The organism is Pseudomonas sp. BP11-1-1 (genome assembly GCF_052112105.1).
Lineage (GTDB): Bacteria > Pseudomonadota > Gammaproteobacteria > Pseudomonadales > Pseudomonadaceae > Aquipseudomonas > Aquipseudomonas alvandae.
The window spans coordinates 171,074-195,884 of record NZ_JAUTYU010000008.1 but is presented as its reverse complement, the minus strand read 5'-3'; the positions used below and the strand labels follow the sequence as shown (position 1 = coordinate 195,884).

Below are 24,811 nucleotides of genomic sequence, written 5' to 3'. Positions count from 1 at the left end.
GTGGGAGCGAGCTTGCTCGCGATAGCGGTGTATCTGTCGACATGGATGTTGAATGTCAGTACGCAATCGCGAGCAAGCTCGCTCCCACAGGGTTTCGGGGGTATCCAGTTCCGGCGGCTAGAACCCTCCAGCTCAGCGTCGTTCGATTGGCACGAACTTGCGCTGTTCGACGCCAGTGTATTCGGCGCTCGGTCGGATGATGCGGTTGTTGGCGCGTTGTTCGAACACGTGGGCGGCCCAGCCGGTCAGGCGCGAACAGACGAAGATCGGCGTGAACAACTTGGTCGGGATGCCCATGAAATGGTACGCCGAGGCATGGTAGAAATCGGCGTTAGGGAACAGTTTCTTCTGCTCCCACATGGTCTTGTCGATGGCTTCGGAGACCGGGAACAGCACCGTGTCGCCCACTTCGTCGGCGAGCTTTTTCGACCAGCCCTTGATCACCTCGTTGCGCGGATCGTTGTCCTTATAGATAGCGTGGCCGAAGCCCATGATCTTGTCCTTGCGCGCCAGCATGCCGAGGGTGCCTTCGATGGCGTCCTGCGGTGAACTGAAGCGCTCGATCATTTCCATCGCCGCTTCGTTGGCGCCGCCATGCAGCGGGCCGCGCAACGAGCCGATGGCGGCGGTGATGCAGGAGAACAGGTCAGACAAGGTAGAGGCGCAGACCCGCGCGGTGAAAGTCGAGGCGTTGAACTCGTGCTCGGCGTAGAGAATCAGCGAGACATTCATCACCTTGACGTGCAACTCGCTTGGTTTCTTGCCGTGCAACAGGTACAGGAAGTGGCCGCCGATGGAGACTTCGTCGGTCACGCATTCGATGCGCTGGCCTTCGTGGCTGAAGCGATACCAGTAGCACATGATCGCCGGGAACGCGGCCAGCAGGCGGTCGGTCTTGTCGTGCTGTTGGGAGAAATCCTGCTCGGGTTCCAGATTGCCCAGGAACGAGCAACCGGTGCGCATCACGTCCATCGGGTGGGCGTCGGCGGGAATGCGCTCCAGCACTTCTTTCAAGGCTTGGGGCAGGTCGCGCAACTGGCGCAACTTAGCGGTGTAGGCGTCCAACTGGGCCTGGGTTGGTAGCTCGCCGTACAGCAGCAGGTAGGCCACTTCTTCAAATTGTGCATCTGCCGCCAGGTCGCGAACGTCGTAGCCGCGATAGGTCAGGCCGGCGCCCGACTGGCCTACGGTGGACAATGCGGTTTGCCCGGCCACCTGGCCACGGAGCCCGGCGCCACTGAGTACTTTTGCTTCGGCCATGTTGCTGTCTCCATTTTCTTGAATTTGTAGGGAGTCGCGCCTTACTTCTTCGCCGCGAACAACGCATCGAGCTTCTGCTCGAAGGTGTGGTAGTCGATGCGATCGTAAAGCTCCATGCGGGTCTGCATGGTGTCGATGACGTTCTGTTGCGTGCCGTCGCGGCGGATCGCGGTGTAGACGTTTTCGGCTGCCTTGTTCATGGCCCGGAACGCCGACAGCGGGTACAGCACCAGGGACACGTCGGCACCGGCCAGTTGTTCGGTGGTGTACAGCGGGGTCGCGCCGAATTCGGTGATGTTGGCCAGGATCGGCGCCTTCACGCGGCTGGCGAACAGCTTGTACATCTCGAGCTCGGTGATGGCCTCGGGGAAAATCATGTCGGCACCGGCCTCGATACATGCGGCGGCGCGGTCAAGCGCCGATTCCAAACCTTCAACGGCCAGGGCATCGGTGCGCGCCATGATCACGAAACTGTCATCGGTGCGGGCATCGACGGCGGCCTTGATGCGGTCGACCATTTCCTGCTGCGAGACGATTTCCTTGTTCGGGCGGTGGCCGCAGCGCTTGGCGCCGACCTGATCCTCGATATGAATCGCCGCCGCGCCGAACTTGCTCATCGACTTGACCGTGCGCGCCACGTTGAACGCCGAGGAGCCGAAACCGGTGTCCACGTCCACCAGCAGCGGCAGGTCGCAGACATCGGTGATACGACGCACATCGGTCAACACGTCATCCAGGCCAGTGATGCCCAGGTCCGGCACGCCAAGAGAACCGGCCGCGACGCCGCCGCCGGAGAGGTAGATCGCCTTGAAACCGGCGCGCTTGGCCAGCAGCGCGTGGTTGGCGTTGATCGTGCCAACCACTTGCAGCGGATGCTCGCTGGCGACCGCATCGCGGAAACGCTGGCCTGGAGTGCTGTTGCTCATGACTCACCTCGTTCAGTGGCGGCGCTGTCCTGGAAATGACGCGCGATGTTGCGTTTGGAAGCGCCGATGTGCCGGCGCATCAATAATTCAGCCAGTTCGCCGTCACGGTCGGCGATGGCGTCGAGAATCCGGTGGTGCTCGGCAAAGGCCTGGCGCGGACGGTTGGGCGTGGTGGAAAACTGGATGCGGTACATGCGCACCAATTGGTATAGCTCGCCGCAAAGCATCTGCGTCAGGGTGCGATTGCCGCTGCCCTGGATGATCCGATAGTGAAAGTCGAAATCGCCTTCTTGCTGGTAATAGCCGACACCGGCCTGGAACGCCGCATCGCGTTCATGGGTTTCTAGGACATGGCGCAGTTCGTCGATTTCCTCGATGGTCATGCGCTCGGCCGCCAGACGGCAAGCCATGCCCTCCAGGGACTCACGGATCTCGTACAGTTCGAGCAATTCGGCGTGACTGAGCGAAACCACCCGAGCGCCGACGTGGGGCACGCGCACCAGCAGGCGCTGGCCTTCCAGGCGATGGATCGCCTCGCGCAACGGCCCGCGGCTGATGCCATAGGTACGTGCCAGCTCGGGTTCGGAGATCTTGCTGCCTGGAGCGATCTCGCCTTTGACGATGGCGGCCTGGATACGCCGGAAGACGTTCTCGGACAGCGTCTCCGAATCGTCTTGAGCCATCAGCGGTGTTTCGAGCTGATCGAGCATATTGTCGACACCTTGAAATTCAATATGGCAAAAACTAACCAACAACCCGCCATACGTCAAAAGAAAAATCAACATTGTCGACAATCGTCTAATAAGCGCTTGCGCCATAACCGGGCGAATGGCGCCGCTCAGCGTCCGGGCAACGGTGGCGTCAGAAAACCACCGTGCTAGAATGCCGCGCGATTTGCCGCTCTCCTTTTATAGGGAAGGCTGCCCAGGGAGCTTGTGCAGCAATGCCAGGGCCTGAACCGATAAACGGAACGCTGCGCACCAGGATCTATGACACTCAAGCCCTTTTCTGCCGTTCTGTATTTCATGTGCCTGCCGGGGCTTGCCGTGGCGGGCGAAAAAACCGTGTACGGCCTCAACGAATACGCCGCGCTGCAGGGCATCGACCTGGAAGTCGCCGCCAAGCTCGACACCGGCGCCAAGACCGCCTCCCTCAGCGCCCGCGACATCAAGCGCTTCAAGCGCAATGGCGAATCCTGGGTGCGTTTCTACCTGGCCATCGACGCCGCCCATTCGCACCCCATCGAACGCCCGCTGGCCCGTGTCAGCAAGATCAAGCGCCGCGCCGGTGACTACGATCCGGAAGAAGGCAAGAAATACACGGCCCGGCCGGTCATCGAACTGGACATCTGCATGGGCTCTGCCCTGCGCAGCATCGAAGTGAACCTGACCGACCGCAGCGCCTTCCAATACCCGTTGCTGATCGGCTCCGAAGCGCTCAAGCGTTTCGATGCGCTGGTCGACCCCAGTCTCAAATACGCTGCCGGCAAACCCGCCTGCGCCAATGCCGCTCATACCGCAGAGTAATTCCAATGCGCTCCCTTACCCTCCATCTGAAAATGCTGATCGCCATCCTGGTGGTGCTGGGCCTGTCGGTAACGGCCTATCAGATTTTCGTGCTCGGCATCCCGGTCACCGAAGACGCCACCGACGATTTGTGGAACATCGACGCCAAGGTCGAGTTCGTGCCCAACGCCAAGGATCCGGTGAAGATCCAGATGTTCGTGCCGCCGTTGAGCCGCGACTATGTGAGCCTCAACGAGAGTTTCATTTCCAACAACTACGGCGTGGCGGTGAACCGGGTCGACGGCAATCGCAAGGTGACGTGGTCGGCCCGTCGCGCCAAGGGCAACCAGACCCTTTATTACCGCCTGGTACTGACCAAGCGCTACAGCGCCGAGAAAACCAAGGTCAAGGGCCCGACGTTCCGCGACAGCATCGCCGTCGAAGGCCCCGAGAAACTGGCCGCCGAAGCCCTGCTCGCGCCGATCCGCCAACACTCGGCCGATGTCGAGACGTTCATCAGCGAAGCGATCAAGCGGGTCAACAATCTCAACGACGACAACGTCAAGCTGTTGCTGGCCGGTGATCCGTCTTCAAGCAACAAGGCGCGGATCGTCGAGCTCGTGCTGTCCATCGCCCACGTGCCGGTGGAAAAAGTCCACACCATCCGCCTGGTCGCCGACCAGCCGCAGATGCCCGAGCTGTGGCTGCGCAGTTTCAACGGCACCGACTGGCTGTATTTCAACCCGGACACCGGCGAGCAGGGCCTGCCCACCGACCGCCTGTTGTGGTGGACCGGCGATGAAAACCTGATCACCGTCGATGGCGGCAAGAAAGCCACCGTCACCTTCAGCATGAACAACAGCGAAATGAACGCCATTCGCCTGGCCAAGCTGACGGACGAGAACACCGACGCCAATTTCCTCGAATACTCGCTCTACGGCCTGCCGCTGCAAACCCAGCAGACCTTCATGATCATGGTGATGATCCCGATCGGCGTGCTGGTGATCCTGGTGCTGCGCAACCTGATCGGGCTGCAGACCCTCGGTACGTTCACCCCGGTACTGATCGCCCTGGCCTTCCGCGAGACGCAACTGGGCTTCGGCATCATCCTGTTCACGGTCATTACCGCGCTGGGCCTGTCGCTGCGTTCCTACCTGGAACACCTCAAGCTGCAGATGCTGCCGAGGCTCTCGGTGGTGCTGACCTTCGTGGTAGTGCTGATTGCCGCCATCAGCCTGTTCAGCCACAAGCTCGGCCTGGAGCGCGGCTTGTCGGTGGCGCTGTTCCCGATGGTGATCCTGACCATGACCATCGAACGCCTGTCCATCACCTGGGAAGAACGTGGCGGTGGCCATGCGATGAAAGTCGCCATCGGCACTTTGTTCGCCGCGTCCCTGGCGCACCTGATCATGAGCGTGCCGGAGCTGGTGTACTTCGTGTTCACTTTCCCGGCGATCCTGCTGATCCTGGTGGGCTTCATGCTGGCCATGGGTCGTTATCGCGGCTACCGCCTGACCGAGCTGGTTCGGTTCAAGGCCTTCCTCAAGGCTGACTCCTGATGTTCGGCTTCTGGAAGACGTGGAAGGCCCTCGAGGCCCGGGGCATCATGGGCATCAACCGGCGTAACGCCGACTACGTGCTCAAGTACAACAAGCGCAGCCTGTACCCCATCGTCGATGACAAGATCATCACCAAGGAACGGGCCATCGCCGCCGGCATCCATGTGCCGGAACTGTACGGGGTGATCTCCACCGAGAAGGAAATCGACAAGCTCGACGAGATCATCGGCGGGCGTACCGACTTCGTGATCAAGCCGGCCCAGGGTGCCGGCGGCGACGGCATCATTGTCATCGCCGACCGCTTCGAAGGCTGCTATCGGACGGTGTCGGGCAAGATCATCAGCCACGAGGAAATCGAGCACCACGTCTCCAGCATCCTCACCGGCCTGTATTCCTTGGGCGGGCACCGTGACCGGGCGCTGATCGAGTACCGCGTGACGCCGGACCAGATCTTCAAGAGCATCAGCTACGAAGGCGTGCCGGACATCCGCATCATCGTGCTGATGGGTTATCCGGTGATGGCCATGCTGCGCTTGCCAACCCGTCAGTCTGGCGGCAAGGCCAACCTGCACCAGGGCGCCATCGGCGTGGGCGTCGACCTTGCCACGGGCCTGACCCTGCGCGGCACCTGGCTGAACAACATCATCACCAAGCACCCCGACACCACCAATGCGGTGGACGGTGTGCAACTGCCCTATTGGGACGGTTTCATGAAACTGGCCGCCGGTTGCTATGAACTGTGCGGGCTGGGCTACATCGGCGTCGACATGGTGCTGGACCAGGAAAAGGGTCCGTTGATCCTGGAACTGAACGCCCGCCCGGGGCTGAACATCCAGATCGCCAACGACTGCGGCCTGACCTTGCGTACCCACGCGGTGGAAGCCCACCTGGAAGAGCTCAAGGCCCGCGGCGTGACCGAAACCGTGGAAGAGCGCGTGGCGTTTGCCCAGGAACTGTTTGGGCATATTCCGCCGGTTGAGGGGTGAGGCCGTCAACTTGAATATGACGAACCTTGTGGCGAGGGGATTTATCCCCGCTGGGTTGCGAAGCAACCCTAAAACTTACCAACCTCGGTATACCAGGCTGACTGCATCTGCCTGTTTGGGGGTTGCTGCGCAACCCAGCGGGGATAAATCCCCTCGCCACAGTTAAAGCTTCGCCACAAGTAGCTTCGATAACCACAGACGTGCTCATCTCCGACATCCCCCTAGGAGCAAATCCTACAGGGGATTACAATCGCTCCCCCGCCTGAACGGCTGACCCACCCCGCCCATGCCAACCTGCTCCGTACACCCATTGCCCTACCGCGCCAACCCCGCCGAGTATTTCGCGGCGATCCGCCATGCCCCCGGCAGCGTCCTGCTCGACAGTGGCCGACCGAGCGCCGAACGCGGACGCTACGACCTGCTCAGCGCCTGGCCATTGGAACAACTGGCGGTACGGCCTGACGAAACTGGCAGCGAGTTCCTGCAACGTCTTCGGATGCATCTGACGCAACTGGGCCACGCGGAACTGCCGACGGCGGCGCAATTGCCCTTCGCCGGCGGCTTGATCGGCTACTTGAGCTACGATTTCAGCCGACACCTCGAAGCCCTGCCCTCACAGGCGCAAGATGACCTGCAGTTGCCCGACGCGCGTTTCGGCCTGTACGACTGGGCGCTGATCTCCGATCACCAGGCCGGCACCAGCCAGTTGGTCTTCCATCCCCATTGCGGCGAGAGTGAACGCCAACGACTGATCGAGCTGTTCAGCCGGCCATCCGCAGCGCCTGCCACCGCATTCAGTCTTGCAGGCCCGATGGCACCCGACCTTAGCGCCGACGCCTATCGACAGGCATTCGAACGCATCCAGGCGTATATCCAGGCCGGCGATTGTTACCAGGTCAACTTTGCCCAGCGCTTCCGCGCCCAATGCCACGGCGATGCCTGGACCGCTTATCAGGCGTTGCGGACGGCGTGTCCGACGCCGTTCTCAAGCTTCCAAAGCCTGCCGGAAGGCGGTGCGGTGTTGAGCCTGTCGCCGGAGCGCTTCGTCAAGGTCAGCGAAGGCCACGTCGAAACCCGTCCGATCAAGGGCACCCGGCCCCGTGGCACAAAGCCCGACGAAGACGCCGCCCACGCCGCCGAGCTGCTGGCCAGCCCCAAGGACCGGGCGGAGAACCTGATGATCGTCGACCTGCTGCGCAACGACCTGGGCCGCACGTGCCGTGTCGGCTCGGTGCGGGTGCCGGAGCTGTTCAGCCTTGAAAGCTACCCGAACGTGCACCACCTGGTCAGCAGCGTGACCGGCGAGCTGGCGGAGGGCAAAGATGCCTTGGACCTGATTGCCGGCAGCTTCCCCGGCGGCTCGATCACCGGCGCGCCGAAAATCCGCGCCATGCAAATCATCGACGAACTCGAACCGACCCGACGCGGGCTATATTGCGGCTCGTTGTTGTACCTGGACGTGCGCGGGGAAATGGACAGCTCAATCGCCATCCGCAGTTTGCTGGTCAAGGACGGGCAAGTGTGCTGCTGGGGCGGCGGGGGGATTGTCGCGGATTCGGATTGGGAGGCGGAGTATCAGGAATCGATGACCAAGGTTCGGGTGTTGCTCGAAACCTTGCAGAATCTCTGAACAATCCCCTCGGCCTGACACACAACCCTGTGGGAGCGAGCTTGCTCGCGATTGCGTTGGGTCAGTTGCCCTTGAGCCGACTGATCCAGCGCTATCGCGAGCAAGCTCGCTCCCACAGGTTGTGTGTTTACAGGCTCAGGGAGCGGTTCGAGGCCTTGATGAATTCCTGCTTCAACTCGGTAAAGGTATGCACTGCCGGGAATTGCGGGAATTCGCGGATCACGTTTTCAGGCGCATGGAACAGGATCCCGGCGTCGGCTTCACCCAGCATCGTGGTGTCATTGTAGGAATCCCCCGCCGCAATCACCCGGTAATACAGGCTCTTGAAGGCCAGGACCGACTGGCGCTTCGGATCTTTCTGACGCAACTGGTAGCCGGTCACTCGCCCGCCGTCATCGGTGATCAAACGATGGCAAAGCAATGTCGGGAAACCCAACTGGCGCATCAATGGCTGGGAAAATTCGTAGAACGTGTCGGACAGAATCACCACCTGGAACCGCTCGCGCAGCCAGTCGACGAATTCGATGGCGCCGTCCAGCGGCTTGAGGGTGGCGATGACTTCCTGGATGTCGGAGAGCTTTAGCCCGTGTTCATCAAGGATGCGCAACCGTTGCTTCATCAGCACGTCGTAGTCGGGGATGTCCCGAGTGGTTGCCCTGAGGGATTCAATCCCGGTTTTTTCAGCGAAGGCGATCCAGATCTCCGGGACCAGCACACCTTCCAGGTCGAGACAGGCAATTTCCACAAGACACTCCCATTTTTTCTGATGTTTATCGGTTGAGCGAACAAAAGGCCTGCCGACTCTAGCCATTCGTCGAAGCCCGCGCAACGCACAGGAACGCGCCAGTCCCGGCAGCTTTTGTTACCATCAGCCCCCTATAGAGCGCCCAGCGCCACCGACCTGTAGGAAACCGCCCTGATGAGCCCATCGTTCGACGTCGTGGAATTCGCCACGACCTATGCCAACAAGTCCCCGCAGGACATCCTCAAGCTGGCCTTCGCCGAGTTCGGCGACGAGCTGTGGATATCGTTCAGTGGCGCCGAAGACGTGGTGCTGGTGGACATGGCCTGGAAACTGAACAAGAACGTCAAGGTATTCAGCCTCGACACCGGTCGCCTGCACCCGGAAACCTATCGTTTTATCGATCAGGTGCGCGAGCACTACAAGATCGACATCGAGCTGATCTCGCCCGACCATACGAAACTGGACCCTTTCGTGAAGGAAAAAGGCTTGTTCAGCTTCTACAAGGACGGTCATGGCGAATGCTGTGGCATCCGCAAGATCGAGCCGTTGCGACGCAAGCTGACCGACGTTCGCGCCTGGGCCACCGGCCAGCGCCGCGACCAGAGCCCTGGCACCCGCAGCCAGGTGGCGGTACTGGAAATCGACACCGCGTTTTCCACCCCGGAGCGCACGCTGTACAAATTCAACCCGTTGTCGCAGATGACCAGCGAAGAAGTCTGGGGTTATATCCGCATGCTTGAGCTGCCTTATAACAGCCTGCACGAGCGCGGCTTCATCAGCATCGGCTGCGAGCCCTGCACCCGCCCGGTGTTGCCGAACCAGCACGAGCGCGAAGGTCGTTGGTGGTGGGAAGAAGCTACGCAGAAGGAATGCGGGCTGCATGCCGGGAATATCATCGCCAAGTCCAAGACCGTCTAAAGGCCCATCGAACCCTGTACACAAAAAATGTCATCCCCAGGTGGCATTTTTGTGTGCGTTTTAGATATGCCTGCCCCTAAAAGTTACACATCCCCTCCCACCTAACCGTCCCCCCTTCCACTGGCGTCCGCCGGACAAATAAATACCTGTTTAATCGGTCAATTGGCGAGGACCCAAACGGTGCGTATTTCTACAGCAACGGCGTCAACCTGCGTGCGGTGGCTGCATTCATTCCGGCGGCGCTGATTGCGATTATCCTGGCGCTGGTGCCCGGTTTCGACAGCGTTTCACCGTTTTCCTGGCTGATTGGCGCTTCGATTGCAGGGCTGTTGTACCTGATCATTGCCAAGCGCGAGGCTTATTACGAGGACGTCAGCGGCGAGTCCATCGCTGTGGATAACGTCAGCCATTAACCCAGGGAACGCGGCCCGGCCGGTGCGGGTCGCCTGGTATTTCATTTAAAAAAGGACAGCTCATGCGAATTCTAGTGGTCAACGTCAACACGACCGAGTCCATCACCCAGGCCATCGCCCGACAAGCCCAAGCAGTGGCCGCGCCGGGTACCGAGATCATCGGGCTCACGCCGCATTTCGGTGCCGATTCCATCGAAGGCAATTTTGAAAGCTACCTGGCGGCCATTGCGGTCATGGACCGGGTGATGTCCTACGACCAGCCGTTCGACGCGGTGATCCAGGCCGGCTATGGCGAACATGGCCGTGAAGGCCTGCAGGAACTGCTGGATGTGCCGGTGGTGGACATCACCGATGCTGGTGCCAGCACCGCGATGTTCCTGGGCCATGCCTACTCGGTGGTGACGACGCTGGACCGCACCGTGCCGCTGATCGAAGACCGGCTCAAGCTGTCCGGCCTGTTCGACCGCTGCGCCTCGGTGCGGGCCAGCGGCCTGGCGGTATTGGAGTTGGAGCAAGACCCGCAACGGGCCGTCGAAGCCATCGTGCAGCAAGCCGAACTGGCGGTCAGCCAGGACAAGGCCGAAGTGATCTGCCTGGGCTGCGGCGGCATGGCCGGGCTCGATGTGCAGATCCGCCAGCGCACCGGCGTGCCGGTGGTCGATGGGGTGACGGCGGCGGTGACGATTGCCGAATCGCTGGTGCGGCTGGGGCTGTCAACGTCCAAGGTGCGGACTTATGCGACGCCTCGGCCGAAAAACATCGTTGGCTGGCCGGGGCGGTTTGGGCGGTGAGTTTGCAGCTTTAGACCGTGGCGCGCCGAATCGCGAGCAAGCTCGCTCCCACATGGATTTCCAGCGTCCACACAAAGTGTGTTTATTGCAAAATCCTGTGGGAGCGAGCTTGCTCGCGATTGGAGCCAACTCAATCCAGCGCCCAACTCAAACCGCACTGAACCGCTTGGCCAACCCCAGTTCGGCAAACCGCTCGATGATGAAATCCACGAACGCCCGGGTCTTGCCTGGCAGCAGTTTGTGTTCGGCGTAATAGATAGAGATGTTGCCGTCATCGACATACCAGTCTGGCAGCACTCGTTGCAACTCGCCGCTGTCCAGGTACGCCACGGCAAACGGCATGCTCACCAGGGCGATGCCCAGCCCTTGGGCTGCAGTGATGCAAGCGGCTTCGGAGTCACTCATTGTCATTTGCGCCTTTAGGGTCAACGGGCTGTGTTCCCGGTTGCGGCTGGTCAGTTGCCATGAACGGATCCGCCCAGTCTGCGGTGAGCGGATCAGAATGCCGTGATGTGGCGCCAGGTCTTGCGGCTCAAAGATGGCGGAGTGACTCTGCAGATACGCTTGGGATGCAACCAACACGCGATGAGCCACCGTCAACTTGCGCGCCACCACGCCTTGGGGCAGTTCGAAACCGCCGCCAATGGCCGCGTCGAAGCCTTGGCCGATCAGGTCAACCTGGCGATTATCGAAATGCCAGTCCGGGTTGATCGCCGGGTACCGTCCCAGGAATTCCCCCAGCAACGGCACGACAAACAAACGCCCGAACGCCGTGCCCATGCTCACCTTCAGCGTGCCGGCTGGCTGCCCCCCGGCGCTGGCGAGGTTGGCGACAGCGTTCTGGATCGTATTGAAACTGCTGCCTACTTCTCGCAGGAATAGCTGCCCGGCCTCGGTCAAGGTCAGGCTGCGAGTGCTGCGCTGGAACAGCCGCACGCCCAGGCGCGCCTCAAGCTTGGCCACGCTCTTGCCCACCGCCGCGGGTGTCAGGCTCAGGCGTCGCGCAGCCTCGGCGAAGCTGCCGACCTCGGCGCTGCGAACAAAACATTCGATACTGCTGAAACTCTCCATGGCGCCCACTATAAACTTTTGGTTTACACAGACTATATCAACGAAGGTCTACCCAGCCGATAGCCTAGTCTTGATACTCGCCCCATCAACCGCGGCATTTCGCCCCGGCACCTTTGGAGAAATACATGAGTACTCAAGCACTGAACGGTAAAGTCGCCTTGATCCAAGGCGGTTCCCGCGGCATCGGCGCCGCCATCGTCAAACGCCTCGCCGCAGAAGGCGCTGCCGTAGCGTTCACTTACGTCAGCTCCGGTACAAAATCCGAAGAACTGCAGAACAGCATCACCGCAGCCGGCGGCAAAGCCTTGGCAATCAAGGCCGACAGCGCTGATGCCGACGCCGTCCGTAACGCCGTCACCGCCACCGTCGAAGCTTTTGGCCGGCTGGACATCCTGGTCAACAATGCTGGCGTGCTGGCCATGGGGCCACTGGAAGAATTCAAACTCGAAGATTTCGACCAGACCCTGGCGATCAACGTGCGCAGCGTGTTCGTTGCCACCCAGGCCGCCGCGCGGCACATGACCGAGGGCGGTCGGGTCATCAACATCGGCAGCACCAACGCCGACCGCATGCCCTTCGCCGGCGGCGCCGCGTACGCCATGAGTAAATCTGCGCTGGTGGGGCTGACCAAAGGCCTGGCCCGTGACCTCGGCCCGCGCGGCATCACCGTCAACAACGTGCAGCCCGGCCCGGTGGACACCGACATGAACCCGGCCGACAGCGACTTCGCCTCCAGCCTGATGGACCTCATGGCAGTCGGTCGTTACGGCACGGTGGAAGAAATTGCCAGCTTCGTCGCTTATCTGGCAGGCCCTGAAGCGGCATACATCACCGGGGCCAGCCTGACCATCGACGGTGGTTTTGGCGCCTGACATCAACTCGTAAAAAAGCCGGTCAGGGCTGAACCCTGACCGGCTTTTTCCATTATGTCGAAGCGGTTGTCATGCCCACTCTAATTCCGGCAAACCGCACAGGCTTGGCTGGAACATCCTCAAGGAGCGAATGATCCCGTCGGCGTGGGCGTATTTTTCGTCCGCCATGGCCGAGTCCGGAATGGCGATGGCGGTCATGCCAGCGGCTTTCGCAGCAGTCACGCCGAACGGTGAATCTTCGAATACCAGGCAGTCGCGAGGCTCGACACCCAGGCGCCGGGCGGCAGTGAGAAAAATATCGGGCGCCGGTTTCGCCGCACCGACTTCTGGATCATCCGCCGTCACGATGCAATCGAACAACGCGAACCAGTCCCGGTGCAACGTGGTTTTCAGCGCAAAGGTAGGGCTCGACGAACTGGTTCCCACCGCAATCGGAATGTCGTGGGCCTTCAGATGCCGCACCAGCTCCTCGGCGCCAGGCATCCCCATGGCGTGGGGAAAACGCTCGCGCATCAGGGGCTCGCGGATGATCAGGAATTCTTGAGGGGTGATCGGCAATTCCAGCGCCTGGACGACGTAATTGGCCAGATCCGTGGCCCCACGCCCGATGATGTTCTGCTTGACGCTCCAATCGAACGTGCGCCCGTAGCGCTCGGCGATAATGGAGGTCACCTCGGTGTAGATGCCCTCGGTATCGAGCAACAAGCCATCCATGTCGAAAATCACAGCCTTGATGGGGCCAAACTTTTTCAGTGGTGCATTCATCGCATCTGATCCGTTATCAACACAACATTCCAGGGATGGCTCAGGTGCGGCCAGCGTAGCGTGTTCGCCTTAAAGGATTCAGCAGAATAGCGAAGGAGGCTTGGAACCGGCAATGGGAAATCCATGGACGGGTTTGTGGCGAGGGAGCTTGCTCCCGCTCGGTTCTGTAGGAGCTGGCGAAGCCTGCGATCTTTTGATCTTTCGCTTGAGATTCAAGTGTCTTTGGAAAGATCGCAGCCTCGTTGCACTCGACAGCTCCTACGCACCCCAGCGGAAGCAAGCTCCCTCGCCACAAAAGCGGAATCGGTTTGGATGACGATGCAGCGGTTATTGACCCGAGCTGCCGGAGCCGCTCGACCCCGAGCCACTGCCGCCCGAGCTGCCACCGCTGCCACTGGTACCGGTTCCACCTCCACTGGAAGAACCGCCGCCCATCGAACTACCACCGCTGGTCGAGCCGCTTCCGGTGCCGGGGCTGGTGCTGCTACCGCTGGCATCGCCGCCATTTCCTCCACTCACCGAACCTGGCGGCAACGCATTGCCACTGGCATCGGTGGTGGACCCGGCGTCCATCTGGGTCGAAGGCGGCATGCCTCCCTTGTCGACCGGCGCGCCGTCCGAGGATTGTGCGAAAGCCGTCCCTGCGCTGGCCGAAAGAATCCCGGCCAACGCCAGGGCCGTCACGTTTGTCTTCATCATGGTAAGTCTCCTTTTCAAGATAACTACCTGATGTCTGGCAATCATGGCGCGCCGATGGTGCCGCAAAATCGACGGACGGGATGAGGGTCAGCTTGGCTTGCCGGACGCATCGTCGCCCGAGATATCCGGGTCGTCCGGCGTCGCCTCGACGTCCTGATCGTCGCTTGGCACTTGCTCGACGCCGCTGTCGTCATCGGGCGGTCGCTGATCGCGACTCAGCGAATCGGTGGGCGAAGGCAGCGGATATTCCGGGGTTTCATCGTCGTCGGGGACAGGCGAATCAGCTGACATGATGGCCTCCTGGTGATGCCGTTTCAGGGACAGCGCGATTACTTGTAGGACTCGTCCTCAAGCTCTGCGTCTTCATCTTCGATCAAGGGAACCTGGGCGTCGTCCATTAGCGAGCCGGGGTCTTCATTGCCCGGGTCGTTGACACCCGGATCGTTGATGAAGGGCACGCCCGAGGGGCCTTTTTCTTCCTTTCCTTCGGTTTCCGGCGTCATGGCATACCTCGCAATCGCAAGTGGGTGTATGGATTCGAGGAGGTGGAGCGGTAAACGTTCCGGGGAAATGCCCAATAAGAACAAACCCGGCACAAGGCCGGGTTTGTTCATGCATGCATGCGCTTAGCGGTGTTTTCTCTTGTGCTTATGCTTCTTGCCACCCGAATGCCCATCACCATCGTTGGACAGGTTGCTGCCCAAGGCACCACCCGCCGCCCCGCCGATGCCCGCACCAATGGTAGAGCCCGTCGAACCGCCCAAGCGGTTGCCAACGATCGAACCACCGGCCGAACCCAGCCCGCCACCAATGGCCGCTTCCGTACGGCTGCCCTTGCGAGCGCCCACCGCACTGCCGGCGGCGCCACCCACACCGGCGCCAATCGCGGCACCGGTGCTGCCACCCATTTGCTGGCCGACCACATTACCCAAGACACCTCCAAGACCACCGCCAACCGCTGCGGTACCGTCGCCAGCGGCCATCGCGCCCTGAGCGACCACAAGCCCAAGCACCAAGGTGGACAAAGTCAAACGCATGATAAAAACCTCAAGAATGCCGCATCGGGAAATAGAGTCGGTGCGCGCGGGCGCGAGTGTACGCCAAACCGCGTCAGCCTTGACGGTTGGACCACAAACGCAACGGTAGTTTTATGACAGGCAAAAAAAAGCCCGCTGGGGAAACGGGCAGGTACTGCTTTCTAACGGATGAGCTCAGACTACTTACTCGAGTGTGAAAGAAACGTGAAAGCAATTGTCTGTAGGAAAAAGATTAAAAATATTTACAAAACTCCGCTTTTCCCAAGTCCAAAAAAAGCCCCGTTCGGTGACGGGGCTGCGCTTGCATTATTTCCTGAGCGGAATCCTGGGTAAGAACTTGGCTTTTTCCCCTCGCTGCACTTTGGACACCTTCGTCCTGATGGACTTGATTGGCTCGTCGCCAAAGTCCGATCGATAAGCGGCCTGACCACACTGCAAACCTTCGTTGATCGGGTACGCGGCTCCGTTCTCCTCGCTGTACGGTGCTCCCATCGTCTTTCCCCTTTTTGCCAAGGCCGATACCGGCAACAACCGATTGCCTGAAAATATTGGCCCTCACGACAGTGAGACTAGCTGGTCATCAACGGACCGCTCATTCACCAGAGCCTTCGCCGACGAATGGAACCCACTGTTTCAAAAAGGAAACACTCACTCGACGCCCAGCATAGTCCGGCTCAACGCCCGGGAAACCTGGTCGGCCGAGTAGGGTTTGGAAAGAAATTCGAACCCCTCATGCCCACTGTGGGCCAGCTCCTCGCTGTACCCGGAAGTCAGCACCACCGGCAGATCCGGGCGACGCCGACGCAGCTCCCGTGCCAGGGCGATACCACTGATGCCCGGCATGACCACGTCGGAAAATATCGCGTCGAAGGCCATCGTATCAACGCCGACCATTTCCAACGCCTCTTCGGCGTTGGTTGCCCAGGCCGTTTCATAGCCAAGGTCTTGAAGAATCTGGTTGGCAAAGCGCCCGACTTCCAGATTATCTTCCACGACCAGTACCCGACGCTTGCCCTGCTCCAATACCAGTGCGGGGATCTCTTCCTTTATCGGCTCATGCCTTGTCTCGTGCTCGACCTCCGGCAGGTACAGGGTGAAGACGGTTCCCTCGCCAAGCACGGTCGAAACGTCAACGTTGCCGCCCGATTGCTTGGCAAAGCCAAACACCTGGGACAATCCCAGGCCTGTTCCCTTCCCCACCTCCTTGGTGGTGAAGAATGGCTCGAAGATGTGCTCGAGATCCTGCGGCGATATGCCTGTGCCGGTGTCCTCCAGGGCGATGGCCGCGAAGTGCTGCCCTGCGCCGGCATGGCCGCGGATCGGCGGCATGCCATTACCGCATGTGAGCCGAAGCCACAGCGTGCCCTGGCCATTCATCGCGTCCCGGGCGTTGAGGGCCATGTTGATCAGCGCCGTTTCAAACTGGCTCAAGTCGGCACGGATGTAACAAGGTCGATCGCCCAATTCGACGATGACCTGGATCCGCGCCCCCGTGACGGTTTGCAGCATGTCGCCCAGGCTCTGCACTTGCTTGCCGACGTCGATGACTTCCGGTTTCAGCGGCTGGCGCCGGGCAAACGCAAGCAACTGGCTGGTCAGCTTGGAAGCCCGCTCCACAGTTTCGGAGACAGCCGTCATATAGCGTTGTCGGCGCTCGTCAGACAGGTTGGGCAAGCGCAGGAAGTCCACTGAAGAACGGATGATCGTCAGCAGGTTGTTGAAATCGTGGGCCACCCCGCCGGTCAGCTGTCCGATGGCTTCGAGCTTCTGCGATTGGCGCAGCGCCGCTTCGGTCTGTTTGAGCCTTGTGGTGCGCTCCTCGACGCGTTGTTCCAGCGTCGAATTCAGTTCAGCCAGGGCCGCCAGGCCTTCACGCACCGCGGCGTCGGCTCGGGCACGCTCGATGTGGGCCCAGCATCGCTCCCTGACTTCAATCAGCAAGGCCAGCTCGTTCGAAGTCCAGGTCCTGGGGGTTTTATCGTGGATGGCCATCAGGGCGGTAAGACGTCCGTCTTTGATCAACGGGACGCAAATGGTGGCCGCGATACCGATGGACTGGAACGCCGCCGCCTCCTCCGGCGCCAGCTCCGCCAGGTTGTCGTTGATCACCAAGGGCTTGCCGGCCCGAAGGTTGTTGACCGCCAGCCGACCGAAATCCGCCAACCGGTAATGCCCAACGATACTGGGCGACCCGGCCCTGGCCCAATCGCCGCGGATCGTGAAGCCATCCTCGTCCTCGTCCATGTCCGCATAGGCGCAGTTGGACAGGTTGAGATGCGCCGCGAGGATCCGCGCAGTGGTCGCCATGATGGCTTGCGGGTCCGTGGCATTCGCCACGGCGCTGCCGATGGCATCGAGCACGGCCAGGCGTTGGGTCATGAGCACCGTGGAAGTGGTCTCGGTAACCGTATCGAGCATGCCCACGACCTTACCGAACTGATCCCGAATGGGGCTGTAGCAGAACGTGAAATAAGCCGGCTCCGGGCCGCCGCCCCGCTCGATGATCAAGGGGAAATTCTCGATATAGGTCGCTTGCCCGTCGAAAGCCGCCTGTACGATCGGGCCGATATCGCTCCAGACCTCCCGCCAGACCTCATTGAATGGCCGCCCCAACGCCTCGGGCTTGCTTCCGAGAATGGGCAGGAACGCATCGTTGTACAACGTGATCAAGTCCGGCCCCCACACGATCGCCTGGGGAAAATGCGAGGCCATGCTCAGCGCCACCGTCGTCTTCAGCACATCGGGCCATTGTTCAGGCAGCCCCAGCGGGGTGCCTTCCCAATCATGGCGTCGCACCCGCTCAGCCATTTCTCCATAGCTCTGGAGCCAATCTGTCATGCGTTCGATCCTTCTCAGCCGCCAAAAACAATGGAGGGGGAACGCTTGTGACCTCAAGCCAACGCGTATTATCCCGAGCTTAGTTGGAATTCGCGATCGGATCTGGGGGAAGTGCCAGGCCGCATTTAACCGGCATGGGTAAAAATGGGTGGAAGGACTGCGGCAACGTCCTGTGTGTGATAGGGAACAGCCATGTTGTAGCTGAAGTCGTGGCGAGGGAGCTTGCTCCCGCTGGGCTGCGTAGCGGCCCCTTTTGTGAGCGCTTCGCACTCAAGCGGGAGCAAGCTCCCTCGCCACAGGGTTCAGCGGTTTTCTGATCGGAATACTAACCTTCCAGATGCCCGCACATGGACGTCTCGAAAACCATGCCCGACCGCAAACAACTCCAGCGAGAGGGCTACGCCCTGCTCCACCAAGCCATCCCGACCGAATGGCTGGACCACCTTCGCGCCGTGTTCGATGCAGGAGTGAGGCCGTCGGAGCAATGGCCCGTGCCGCGTGACAGGGATTGGCGCTATTCGATGCTGGACGATGATCCGAAGATCCAAGCCGTGTGTCGGCTGCCCCAGCTTTTGTCGGTCGCGGGCGAGTTGATCGGCGAGCGGTTCTTCCTTTCGCAAGTGGAAGGACGCGAGCCCGTTGCCAATGGCGGCCACCAGCAGTTGCACCGCGACTTGTCGGCCCAGCGGCCAGGCGACATCGCCGTCGCCCTGGCTTTTTTTGACGATTACGGCCCCGAGAACGGCGCGACACGGCTCGTTCCTGGCAGCCATCGCCCCGTGTCGGACGCACTACCTTTCGACTTCCACGACGAGTCACGCTCCGTACAGCTTTGCGGCCGTGCCGGTGACATCCTGGTATTCGATGTCGATCTGGTGCATGCGGGCAGCCTGAACCTGACCGGCAAACGCCGACGCTCCATTCTGATCAGCTATTTCTCAGAGGCGTTATACGCGTCACATCTGGAAACCGTGGGGCTGCGCAATATTCGCATGGACACCCGGGATCGATTCGAACCAGGCTTCAAATCAGCCGATCCACGACCCTCGCATTCCACAACGCCCGACATCGCTCCCGCCACCCTGGACTCCCCTTGTCCAGCCACTCCAATGTCGCCTCGATGCTCTCAGGACTGATCATGAAATGATTGATGTGCTCCTCGATCCGCTCTTGCGAGAGAAACAGCGAGTCCAGGTAACCATTGAAAGAATCGGCCAGCACCACGTATTCATCACCTTGCTGACGGCGCCCAGTCCAGGCAGGCAAGCCCGCCACCATCGCCGCCACGTCCTGGCGCCCCTCCCGCAGATCCAGCAGCAAGACACTCGCGCCGCCGTCGCGACCGATCGGCAACAATCCCGTCGCGGGGAAGCCGGGCTGGGTGCGCAGTTGCTCCAGTTCAAAGGGATTGGATTCATACCCTTTGTCCGGATCCAGCCCGTACAGCGAAAAACTGAGCAATTCCTCATCGCCATTGGCCAACCTGGCCAGCACATCGTATTCCAGGTAAGCGCCGTTGCAGGTCTTGAGAAATTCGCGATAGTCGCCCGGCAAGCGGGCACCCAGGCTGGCCTCCAGTTGCGCAATGGCATGTTCGGTGGCGCCTTCACGGGTGTCGTCGAGGATGAGTCCACGGTAGTCAGTCATTAATATCTCGCAACGGTGTTGAGGACCCGCTATCAGTCGCCCTCAGCGCGCGCAGGCACTTGCGAGCAGTTTCGAAGAAAGGCGTGACAATCAGGCCATAAACCGTCAGGTACCGGTGATGATCTTGTCCTCCAATACCGAAACGCAAGGGCTCGGGCCGAGTGCTGGTGACATAGAGCGTGCCGAACATCCAATCCCACAGCGACAGGTTGACGCCGAAATTGCGGTTGAAATGACGCGGTGCATCGCTGTGGTGGATCTGGTGTTGCGCCGGGCTGTTCAGCACATGTTCCAGCGCCGGGCCGAAGGACAGCCAGACATGGGTGTGACGCAGATTCGCCGCCAGGCTATTGAAGATAAACACCAGGTACGTCACGCCGAACAACGTGTAACGGCTGACCTCACCACCACAGGCGTACCAGAAAGCACCCGCGAAGAGGCCCAGGCAGGCAGTGACGCCAAGCTTCTCGACGATCTTCTCGACAAAATGCACCCGGCTCGCCGTGGCCGGTACCAGCACGGGTGCCGAATGATGCACCTTGTGAAACGCCCAGAGCCAGCGAGAGTGAAACGCCCGGTGCACCCAGTAATGGACGAAATCCTTCACCAGGAACACCCCCAGCCCATAGAGCAATGCAAGCGAAAGGTTTTCCCCCGGGTGCGGACGCGCGCCCCACAGATTATTGAAAAAAGCCGAATAATCTCCAGAGCGCAGGATATACGGATCGACCAAGTGGACAATGGGCAGCACCAAGGCAACCTTGAGAATCGCCTGGACGAAGTAGTACCGATAGTCCAGCAGCGCCGAGCGATGCAGATTCACTCGGCTACCACCTATGAATTGCCAGAACGAACAAGCCTCGGTCAGGCGACGGCGCTTCCTATAACGAAACAGGCTATAGGCGACGCCGTACGAGGCGCAGAGAAACAGAATTCCGAACCGGCCGTTCAGGTTGAAAATGCTGAGGAACTGCTGGGTGATGGGTGCGATTACCCATGCGCTCAGGTGGTGATACACAAGGGAAAACGCATCCACGAACGCAAGCCTCTGCCGAAGGAGCGGTATTGTAAATCAGTCGCGTTGGGCGAGCTTGAGTTTTCAGTCTTTTTCCAGAGTTGGCTGCTCAAAGCAAAATGCAGGACGCGGCAGAGAAAAAAATCATGCTTGGCCCCCTCTACCACGACGCATGTGGATGAGTGCGGTCCTACGATGATCTGGAGAAACTCGCTCTTCAACAGCAAAGGGCAAGAAACCCAGCTTTGGATAAAGTAGCAGGCCTGCCGTATTTTCGTTGAAGCAGGATATGCGCACCTCAGTGGCGTCATAGTGGTCGAACGCCAAGGCTGTCATCGTGTTCACGAGGAAAGTTGCAACGCCTTGACCTCGGGCATCTTGGGCAACGATGACGTTGCCGATACAGCAGGCTCCACCTGTTTCAGCCCGATAGAAATTAGCAAAACCGACAATACGGTTGCCGACCTCGACGACCGTCGAATCGAGTCGTTGAGCGATAGCGTCAGCCAACTGAACTTCAGTCAGAGGGTATTGGGCTTTCGGGAACATATAAAACAGTTCCCGGGCATCCAGCGCAAAGCTACAGATAGTCTTGATGTCATCAGCCGTCACTGGCCTACTTTGCAATTTCATCGGGCGTCCTTGAGGTCATGTGCTGGGATTTTAGCTCAGCTGATTTTGCTCAACCGTCTCTCGGGGTGCCAGGACCAGATCGATTCCAAGGATAGATATGACATTGACCGTCGAACGCTTGGTCAGCATAGCCATGACCAATCCAATCAACGCCTGCATCACCGCGCGCCTGCCTTCGCTCGGTTTGAACCAATGCATGCTCACCGCAGGCTGCCTGTTCCAGGCCGTTTGGAATCATCAGTCGCAGCGGCCAACGGCCTGGGGCGTGAAGGATTACGATGTTTTCTACTTCGACGCTGACCTGTCCTGGGAAGCCGAGAATGAAGTGATCAACACCGCCCAACGTCTTTTCCAGGATCTCGACGTCAACATCGAGGTCAAGAACCAGGCTCGCGTTCACCTTTGGTACGGCCAGCGGTTTGGCAAGCCCTACCCTCAACTCCAGTCGGCCAAGGACGGCGTTGATCGCTATCTGGTTGCGGGTACGTGTATTGGACTGGATGTAGGAACAGGCGAAGTTTATGCGCCTTACGGCTTGGATGACGTGGAGCAAGGCGTTCTTCGTATCAATCCAAAGAATCCACAGCCAGATTTGTTCGATGAAAAGGCGAAGAGTTATCAGGCTCGCTGGCCGTGGCTCAGGATTCTGGAGAAAGGATGCAAATCTCCATAATCCGTGGCAAGGGAGCTTGCTCCCGCTGGGTGGCGAAGCCGTCCCAAAACGTTTTTTCAGAAAAACAGCTTCAACGGTCTGCCGACGGCGACGCCGCCGAGCGGGAGCAAGCTCCCTCGCCACGGAGTGTGTATCTATTAAGACTACGCATGTACTTGCTGCCGCCTTCGCGAGCAGGCTCGCTCCCACGGCAGATCGGCGGCGGATAGCCGCTCCCACCTGGGCTCATTCGGATAAAATCGGGCGTATCTTTTGCACAGCTTCGTTCCTGGACCACTCCTCACGCGTCAGCTCCCAAACCTCCTTGAGCAACGACCCACAAACAAAATCCCCCCGCTGCGTCCCGATCATGCGCATCCCCTCGCGCTCCGAAATCATGCGCGAAGCCAGGTTGCCCACCGCCTTCGGCACTCGCATGACCGGACGCTCCAGCGCTTCGAACCAATAGGCATTGATCGCCTCGCAAGCCTCGCGCATGTAGCCTTTTCCCTGCCATTGCGGCGCCAGCCAGAAACCTCGGTTGTTACCTGGCTGGTCGTACAGGCTGATGCTGCCGATGCATTGCGCGGGATCTTCGGTAATACGGATCATCCAGTGCCACTCGCTTCCGGCGGCGACAGCAGGCAGCGCATGGTCACGCACGTAGGTCAGCGCGCCGTCATCCGGGTAAGGCCAGGGCACGCGACTGTCGAGGTAGCGGACCACTTCCCAATGTGGGAATAGCCTTTGAATTGCCGGTGCGTCCGTCAGTTCAAGGGGCGTGAGAATGAGGCGGCGGGTTTGGAACGTGGGGGTAGATTCCACGATGAAGATTCCTTTTCAATACCGATGGCTATCCTGGGGGGCACCCTAAAGATTGTCCGTCACCCTGCACAGTTTGCTGTCTTTCAATGAAGAAGGAGGAAGCTCCTTCATCCCCGCCGAGATTTTCCTGAGGGTAACCCCGCAGGTGTAACGGCCTGCGGCCTCCAGTTGGTAATCCTTCCCTGCCTCAGGAACAAAACTGAACATGTTGTAGCATTGAGCACCGATGTAATGAAAAGCGACGGGGCGCCCGGCCGGCACCAGTAGCTCGGTCATCACCGTCGAGGCTGGGTGCTTGTCAACGGCTGGCATGCCCAGGCTTTCACCATTGCGATTGGCGTAGCCATCCCGGAACGCCACCATGACCCCGGCGCCCGGCAGCCGGAAGTCCACGCAATCGGATTTGGGTACCGCCCTGACCATGCCGTCGCTGATCACTCGCAAGCGTGCTGTCTCGCCACCGCCGGGTGTTGAGTAAGGGGTGGAGAAAGAGCGGACATCCGACAGCGCTCCGCAGCCGGCGAGCAGGGTCAGTAAGGTGAGGCTCCAAGTATGTCGCAGGACGCAGAGCGTATTGCGCGGGTAATTGTTGATTCGGAGGTTGAGGGGGCGCGGCGCTTGGCTCACGATGATGCTCCATGCAGGTCAGATATCCAGGGCCGACGACGGTCGAGAGGAACGCGATGCCAGCGCGGGATTTTATAGAGGGTTCGGGGACGCGCCGCAATGGCCGATGTATCGGGGCGCACGCGTGATGCCCCACGCTCATTGAACCTCATCTCTGGGCTGGTCCTCGCGGTAGTAGCGACGCTGAGCTGGCCGGTGCGGGTCATCCTGACGACACGGGCTCGACAAACTTCCCTGCCTCTTGATCAGCAGACGATTGCCCTACCCCTTTTTCGGCTTTTTGGCTGCCTTCGTGCGGCCCTTCGGGGTCATCACTTTGTATTCACCGGCACCGGCCTCTTCCACTGAATAGGCGGGCAAAGGGTTCTCATGCAAGACGTAATGACCTGAGGTTTTATTGACAGATAGAGAGACAGTTTCAATATGAGCCGCCAGCTTTGCCGAGGTCGCCGACAGGAACGCACCCGGCTCCATCCCAAACCGCTCTGACAGCGCATAAGCCATCTTGTGACTGATCGGCCGATCGCCATTGAGCACTTTGGACACCGCTGTTTTGTCACCGATTTCAGGAAGGTCGGAACCGGTGAGTCCGTGCGTCTCCATCAGGTCCTTGATCAGTTGCACAGGCGTGCAGGTCGCCTCAAAAGCAGCATTCGATTCACGAAACTGGGCGGAGTCGCGCTGGTAGGCCAGGATTTCGTCCTCAAGCTCAACGAGAATCCGCTCCTCGACCTTGCTCAGCTCGCGCCCGTCGGTGAGTTCATCGAGCAAGTCCGTCGCCCGTTCATAGTCGGCGGGGGTCCTGATGCCGTGTACAAACTCACCGCGCAGGCGATCCAGCACGGCGTGCAGTTCACCAAGCGTCGCGATCATGGTTTGAAAGTCGTTCCGGGCTGCGCTCATCGTCTTGTCCCTTTGTTCCTTGCATACCAACTGTTGGCAACGTCGTAATCGGCATGCGTGTAGATGTGTTTGACGTAGAACTTCTGCCGGGCATAGTTGACGCCGCCTATCACCCTGAGATTATTGCCGCCTACGTCGATCACCACCCAATTCATTGCGGCCCTGGGCTTGAACAAGTCAACGCCGTGGGTACCGAAAAGCTTTTGCAGGTCCGCGAACGCCTTGGGGCGCGCCATCCTCAAAATGCGCAGGCAACGATCAAGACCGGCCTTGTCGTTGGGGTACCGAATCGCAGCGTCGTCAAAACGTGATGGCGTGAGTATATCCATGGGCGTCCTTGTCTTTGGGCCGATGGTACTCTAGTTGTGTTTTTTAACAACTCTGATTGATTGGCAGTAGTGGGACGCATGCTGTGACACTTAGGCGATTCGCGCCGGCTGCATTGGGGTCAGCGGGTTATCGCCTACACATCCAGAGACAAAATGAACCCTGCC

General features: G+C 60.0%; 28 protein-coding genes. 10 read left to right on the top strand and 18 right to left on the bottom strand.

The window, feature by feature from the left end; all coding sequences use genetic code 11:
* Positions 1-132: 132 nt before the first annotated feature.
* The 3 genes from prpC to Q7C33_RS17830 are packed head-to-tail and all read right to left on the bottom strand — an operon-like array spanning position 133 to position 2,896.
* Positions 133-1,260, bottom strand: a complete 1,128-nt coding sequence (gene prpC / locus Q7C33_RS17840) for a bifunctional 2-methylcitrate synthase/citrate synthase (RefSeq protein WP_407683869.1) — start codon at positions 1,258-1,260, stop codon at positions 133-135.
* A gap of 41 nt (positions 1,261-1,301) precedes the next feature.
* Positions 1,302-2,186: a methylisocitrate lyase gene (gene prpB / locus Q7C33_RS17835; RefSeq protein ID WP_407683868.1), complete on the bottom strand. Its 885-nt coding sequence runs from the start codon at positions 2,184-2,186 to the stop codon at positions 1,302-1,304.
* Positions 2,183-2,896 carry a GntR family transcriptional regulator gene (locus Q7C33_RS17830; protein WP_030137800.1) on the bottom strand — a complete coding sequence of 238 codons (714 nt, stop codon included), beginning with the start codon at positions 2,894-2,896 and terminating at the stop codon, positions 2,183-2,185. Before Q7C33_RS17830 ends, prpB begins: the two co-directional genes overlap by 4 nt.
* A gap of 279 nt (positions 2,897-3,175) precedes the next feature.
* Between Q7C33_RS17830 and rloA the strand changes: the two genes are divergently transcribed.
* From rloA to pabB, 4 genes are all read left to right on the top strand, one after another.
* Complete coding sequence (gene rloA, locus Q7C33_RS17825; protein ID WP_198797969.1) at positions 3,176-3,712, top strand: retropepsin-like aspartic peptidase RloA; 537 nt, start codon at positions 3,176-3,178, stop codon at positions 3,710-3,712.
* Positions 3,713-3,717: 5 nt separating this feature from the next.
* Positions 3,718-5,250, top strand: coding sequence for an osmotic stress tolerance membrane protein RloB (gene rloB / locus Q7C33_RS17820; RefSeq protein WP_030137798.1), 1,533 nt, complete (start codon positions 3,718-3,720; stop codon positions 5,248-5,250).
* On the top strand, positions 5,250-6,236 hold the full coding sequence (locus tag Q7C33_RS17815) for an alpha-L-glutamate ligase-like protein (RefSeq protein WP_407683867.1): 987 nt from the start codon (positions 5,250-5,252) through the stop codon (positions 6,234-6,236). Before rloB ends, Q7C33_RS17815 begins: the two co-directional genes overlap by 1 nt.
* Before the next feature lie 286 nt (positions 6,237-6,522).
* Complete coding sequence (pabB, locus tag Q7C33_RS17810; RefSeq protein ID WP_407683866.1) at positions 6,523-7,866, top strand: aminodeoxychorismate synthase component I; 1,344 nt, start codon at positions 6,523-6,525, stop codon at positions 7,864-7,866.
* A 127-nt stretch (positions 7,867-7,993) separates the two neighbouring features.
* Here the strand turns inward: pabB and thrH are convergent, their stop codons facing one another.
* Complete coding sequence (gene thrH / locus Q7C33_RS17805) at positions 7,994-8,611, bottom strand: bifunctional phosphoserine phosphatase/homoserine phosphotransferase ThrH (RefSeq protein ID WP_198797967.1); 618 nt, start codon at positions 8,609-8,611, stop codon at positions 7,994-7,996.
* 174 nt (positions 8,612-8,785) lie between these two features.
* Between thrH and Q7C33_RS17800 the strand changes: the two genes are divergently transcribed.
* The 3 genes from Q7C33_RS17800 to Q7C33_RS17790 all read left to right on the top strand — a co-directional run bounded on the left by Q7C33_RS17800 (position 8,786) and on the right by Q7C33_RS17790 (position 10,733).
* Complete coding sequence (locus Q7C33_RS17800; protein ID WP_198797966.1) at positions 8,786-9,529, top strand: phosphoadenylyl-sulfate reductase; 744 nt, start codon at positions 8,786-8,788, stop codon at positions 9,527-9,529.
* 89 nt (positions 9,530-9,618) lie between these two features.
* Positions 9,619-9,942, top strand: a complete 324-nt coding sequence (locus Q7C33_RS17795; RefSeq protein WP_407683879.1) for a cytosine permease — start codon at positions 9,619-9,621, stop codon at positions 9,940-9,942.
* Positions 9,943-10,004: 62 nt separating this feature from the next.
* A complete protein-coding gene (locus Q7C33_RS17790; protein WP_407683865.1) occupies positions 10,005-10,733 on the top strand; it encodes an aspartate/glutamate racemase family protein in 729 nt (242 codons plus the stop codon).
* A gap of 147 nt (positions 10,734-10,880) precedes the next feature.
* Here the strand turns inward: Q7C33_RS17790 and Q7C33_RS17785 are convergent, their stop codons facing one another.
* Positions 10,881-11,804, bottom strand: coding sequence for a LysR family transcriptional regulator (locus tag Q7C33_RS17785; RefSeq protein ID WP_258650097.1), 924 nt, complete (start codon positions 11,802-11,804; stop codon positions 10,881-10,883).
* Between the two features lie 125 nt (positions 11,805-11,929).
* Here Q7C33_RS17785 and Q7C33_RS17780 point away from each other — a divergent pair, with 125 nt between their 5' ends.
* Positions 11,930-12,676 (top strand): 3-oxoacyl-ACP reductase family protein, encoded by a 747-nt coding sequence (locus Q7C33_RS17780; protein WP_217861509.1) that lies wholly within the window; start codon positions 11,930-11,932, stop codon positions 12,674-12,676.
* Positions 12,677-12,745: 69 nt separating this feature from the next.
* On the opposite strand, the gene Q7C33_RS17775 is transcribed toward Q7C33_RS17780, so the two are convergent.
* The 6 genes from Q7C33_RS17775 to Q7C33_RS17750 all read right to left on the bottom strand — a co-directional run bounded on the left by Q7C33_RS17775 (position 12,746) and on the right by Q7C33_RS17750 (position 18,015).
* On the bottom strand, positions 12,746-13,441 hold the full coding sequence (locus tag Q7C33_RS17775; protein ID WP_030137789.1) for an HAD-IA family hydrolase: 696 nt from the start codon (positions 13,439-13,441) through the stop codon (positions 12,746-12,748).
* A 327-nt stretch (positions 13,442-13,768) separates the two neighbouring features.
* Positions 13,769-14,140 carry a hypothetical protein gene (locus tag Q7C33_RS17770; protein WP_407683864.1) on the bottom strand — a complete coding sequence of 124 codons (372 nt, stop codon included), beginning with the start codon at positions 14,138-14,140 and terminating at the stop codon, positions 13,769-13,771.
* A gap of 87 nt (positions 14,141-14,227) precedes the next feature.
* Positions 14,228-14,431 (bottom strand): hypothetical protein, encoded by a 204-nt coding sequence (locus Q7C33_RS17765; protein WP_407683863.1) that lies wholly within the window; start codon positions 14,429-14,431, stop codon positions 14,228-14,230.
* A 38-nt stretch (positions 14,432-14,469) separates the two neighbouring features.
* Complete coding sequence (locus Q7C33_RS17760) at positions 14,470-14,754, bottom strand: hypothetical protein (RefSeq protein WP_407683880.1); 285 nt, start codon at positions 14,752-14,754, stop codon at positions 14,470-14,472.
* Between the two features lie 12 nt (positions 14,755-14,766).
* A complete protein-coding gene (locus tag Q7C33_RS17755) occupies positions 14,767-15,177 on the bottom strand; it encodes a hypothetical protein (RefSeq protein WP_030137786.1) in 411 nt (136 codons plus the stop codon).
* A 648-nt stretch (positions 15,178-15,825) separates the two neighbouring features.
* Positions 15,826-18,015, bottom strand: a complete 2,190-nt coding sequence (locus Q7C33_RS17750) for a GAF domain-containing hybrid sensor histidine kinase/response regulator (RefSeq protein WP_407683862.1) — start codon at positions 18,013-18,015, stop codon at positions 15,826-15,828.
* A gap of 365 nt (positions 18,016-18,380) precedes the next feature.
* Here Q7C33_RS17750 and Q7C33_RS17745 point away from each other — a divergent pair, with 365 nt between their 5' ends.
* Positions 18,381-19,151: a phytanoyl-CoA dioxygenase family protein gene (locus tag Q7C33_RS17745; protein ID WP_407683878.1), complete on the top strand. Its 771-nt coding sequence runs from the start codon at positions 18,381-18,383 to the stop codon at positions 19,149-19,151.
* Here Q7C33_RS17745 and Q7C33_RS17740 read toward each other — a convergent pair.
* The 3 genes from Q7C33_RS17740 to Q7C33_RS17730 form a co-directional block, all read right to left on the bottom strand.
* The gene (locus Q7C33_RS17740) at positions 19,039-19,662 is read right to left on the bottom strand and encodes an SMI1/KNR4 family protein (RefSeq protein WP_030137780.1); all 624 of its coding nucleotides are present in this window, start codon (positions 19,660-19,662) and stop codon (positions 19,039-19,041) included. The genes Q7C33_RS17745 and Q7C33_RS17740 overlap by 113 nt on opposite strands.
* Positions 19,655-20,698 (bottom strand): sterol desaturase family protein, encoded by a 1,044-nt coding sequence (locus tag Q7C33_RS17735; protein WP_407683861.1) that lies wholly within the window; start codon positions 20,696-20,698, stop codon positions 19,655-19,657. The genes Q7C33_RS17740 and Q7C33_RS17735 overlap by 8 nt, the downstream gene beginning before the upstream one ends.
* 123 nt (positions 20,699-20,821) lie before the next feature.
* Complete coding sequence (locus Q7C33_RS17730) at positions 20,822-21,310, bottom strand: GNAT family N-acetyltransferase (protein WP_030137778.1); 489 nt, start codon at positions 21,308-21,310, stop codon at positions 20,822-20,824.
* Between the two features lie 97 nt (positions 21,311-21,407).
* On the opposite strand from Q7C33_RS17730, the gene Q7C33_RS17725 reads away from it, so the two are divergent.
* A complete protein-coding gene (locus Q7C33_RS17725; protein ID WP_033864397.1) occupies positions 21,408-21,983 on the top strand; it encodes a nucleotidyltransferase family protein in 576 nt (191 codons plus the stop codon).
* A 225-nt stretch (positions 21,984-22,208) separates the two neighbouring features.
* Here the strand turns inward: Q7C33_RS17725 and Q7C33_RS17720 are convergent, their stop codons facing one another.
* From Q7C33_RS17720 to Q7C33_RS17705, 4 genes are all read right to left on the bottom strand, one after another.
* On the bottom strand, positions 22,209-22,787 hold the full coding sequence (locus Q7C33_RS17720) for a GNAT family N-acetyltransferase (RefSeq protein ID WP_407683860.1): 579 nt from the start codon (positions 22,785-22,787) through the stop codon (positions 22,209-22,211).
* 45 nt (positions 22,788-22,832) lie between these two features.
* On the bottom strand, positions 22,833-23,414 hold the full coding sequence (locus Q7C33_RS17715; protein WP_407683859.1) for a hypothetical protein: 582 nt from the start codon (positions 23,412-23,414) through the stop codon (positions 22,833-22,835).
* Positions 23,415-23,675: 261 nt separating this feature from the next.
* Positions 23,676-24,317 carry a helix-turn-helix domain-containing protein gene (locus Q7C33_RS17710; RefSeq protein ID WP_030137774.1) on the bottom strand — a complete coding sequence of 214 codons (642 nt, stop codon included), beginning with the start codon at positions 24,315-24,317 and terminating at the stop codon, positions 23,676-23,678.
* The gene (locus Q7C33_RS17705) at positions 24,314-24,646 is read right to left on the bottom strand and encodes a type II toxin-antitoxin system HigB family toxin (RefSeq protein ID WP_030137773.1); all 333 of its coding nucleotides are present in this window, start codon (positions 24,644-24,646) and stop codon (positions 24,314-24,316) included. The genes Q7C33_RS17710 and Q7C33_RS17705 overlap by 4 nt, the downstream gene beginning before the upstream one ends.
* Positions 24,647-24,811 lie beyond the last annotated feature (165 nt).

Bases quoted from the DNA above. Each gene is read 5' to 3' on its own strand.
- Q7C33_RS17780 (WP_217861509.1), top strand. From the start codon at position 11,930: ATGAGTACTCAAGCACTGAACGGTAAAGTCGCCTTGATCCAAGGCGGT.
- Q7C33_RS17775 (WP_030137789.1), bottom strand. From the start codon at position 13,441: ATGAATGCACCACTGAAAAAGTTTGGCCCCATCAAGGCTGTGATTTTC.
- Q7C33_RS17710 (WP_030137774.1), bottom strand. From the start codon at position 24,317: ATGAGCGCAGCCCGGAACGACTTTCAAACCATGATCGCGACGCTTGGT.
- Q7C33_RS17815 (WP_407683867.1), top strand. From the start codon at position 5,250: ATGTTCGGCTTCTGGAAGACGTGGAAGGCCCTCGAGGCCCGGGGCATC.
- Q7C33_RS17705 (WP_030137773.1), bottom strand. From the start codon at position 24,646: ATGGATATACTCACGCCATCACGTTTTGACGACGCTGCGATTCGGTAC.
- Q7C33_RS17800 (WP_198797966.1), top strand. From the start codon at position 8,786: ATGAGCCCATCGTTCGACGTCGTGGAATTCGCCACGACCTATGCCAAC.
- prpC (WP_407683869.1), bottom strand. From the start codon at position 1,260: ATGGCCGAAGCAAAAGTACTCAGTGGCGCCGGGCTCCGTGGCCAGGTG.
- Q7C33_RS17725 (WP_033864397.1), top strand. From the start codon at position 21,408: ATGACATTGACCGTCGAACGCTTGGTCAGCATAGCCATGACCAATCCA.
- Q7C33_RS17755 (WP_030137786.1), bottom strand. From the start codon at position 15,177: ATGCGTTTGACTTTGTCCACCTTGGTGCTTGGGCTTGTGGTCGCTCAG.
- prpB (WP_407683868.1), bottom strand. From the start codon at position 2,186: ATGAGCAACAGCACTCCAGGCCAGCGTTTCCGCGATGCGGTCGCCAGC.
- rloB (WP_030137798.1), top strand. From the start codon at position 3,718: ATGCGCTCCCTTACCCTCCATCTGAAAATGCTGATCGCCATCCTGGTG.
- Q7C33_RS17830 (WP_030137800.1), bottom strand. From the start codon at position 2,896: ATGCTCGATCAGCTCGAAACACCGCTGATGGCTCAAGACGATTCGGAG.
- Q7C33_RS17790 (WP_407683865.1), top strand. From the start codon at position 10,005: ATGCGAATTCTAGTGGTCAACGTCAACACGACCGAGTCCATCACCCAG.
- Q7C33_RS17760 (WP_407683880.1), bottom strand. From the start codon at position 14,754: ATGAACAAACCCGGCCTTGTGCCGGGTTTGTTCTTATTGGGCATTTCC.
- Q7C33_RS17785 (WP_258650097.1), bottom strand. From the start codon at position 11,804: ATGGAGAGTTTCAGCAGTATCGAATGTTTTGTTCGCAGCGCCGAGGTC.
- pabB (WP_407683866.1), top strand. From the start codon at position 6,523: ATGCCAACCTGCTCCGTACACCCATTGCCCTACCGCGCCAACCCCGCC.
- Q7C33_RS17750 (WP_407683862.1), bottom strand. From the start codon at position 18,015: ATGACAGATTGGCTCCAGAGCTATGGAGAAATGGCTGAGCGGGTGCGA.
- Q7C33_RS17745 (WP_407683878.1), top strand. From the start codon at position 18,381: ATGCCCGACCGCAAACAACTCCAGCGAGAGGGCTACGCCCTGCTCCAC.
- Q7C33_RS17730 (WP_030137778.1), bottom strand. From the start codon at position 21,310: ATGAAATTGCAAAGTAGGCCAGTGACGGCTGATGACATCAAGACTATC.
- Q7C33_RS17770 (WP_407683864.1), bottom strand. From the start codon at position 14,140: ATGATGAAGACAAACGTGACGGCCCTGGCGTTGGCCGGGATTCTTTCG.
- Q7C33_RS17765 (WP_407683863.1), bottom strand. From the start codon at position 14,431: ATGTCAGCTGATTCGCCTGTCCCCGACGACGATGAAACCCCGGAATAT.
- rloA (WP_198797969.1), top strand. From the start codon at position 3,176: ATGACACTCAAGCCCTTTTCTGCCGTTCTGTATTTCATGTGCCTGCCG.
- Q7C33_RS17740 (WP_030137780.1), bottom strand. From the start codon at position 19,662: ATGACTGACTACCGTGGACTCATCCTCGACGACACCCGTGAAGGCGCC.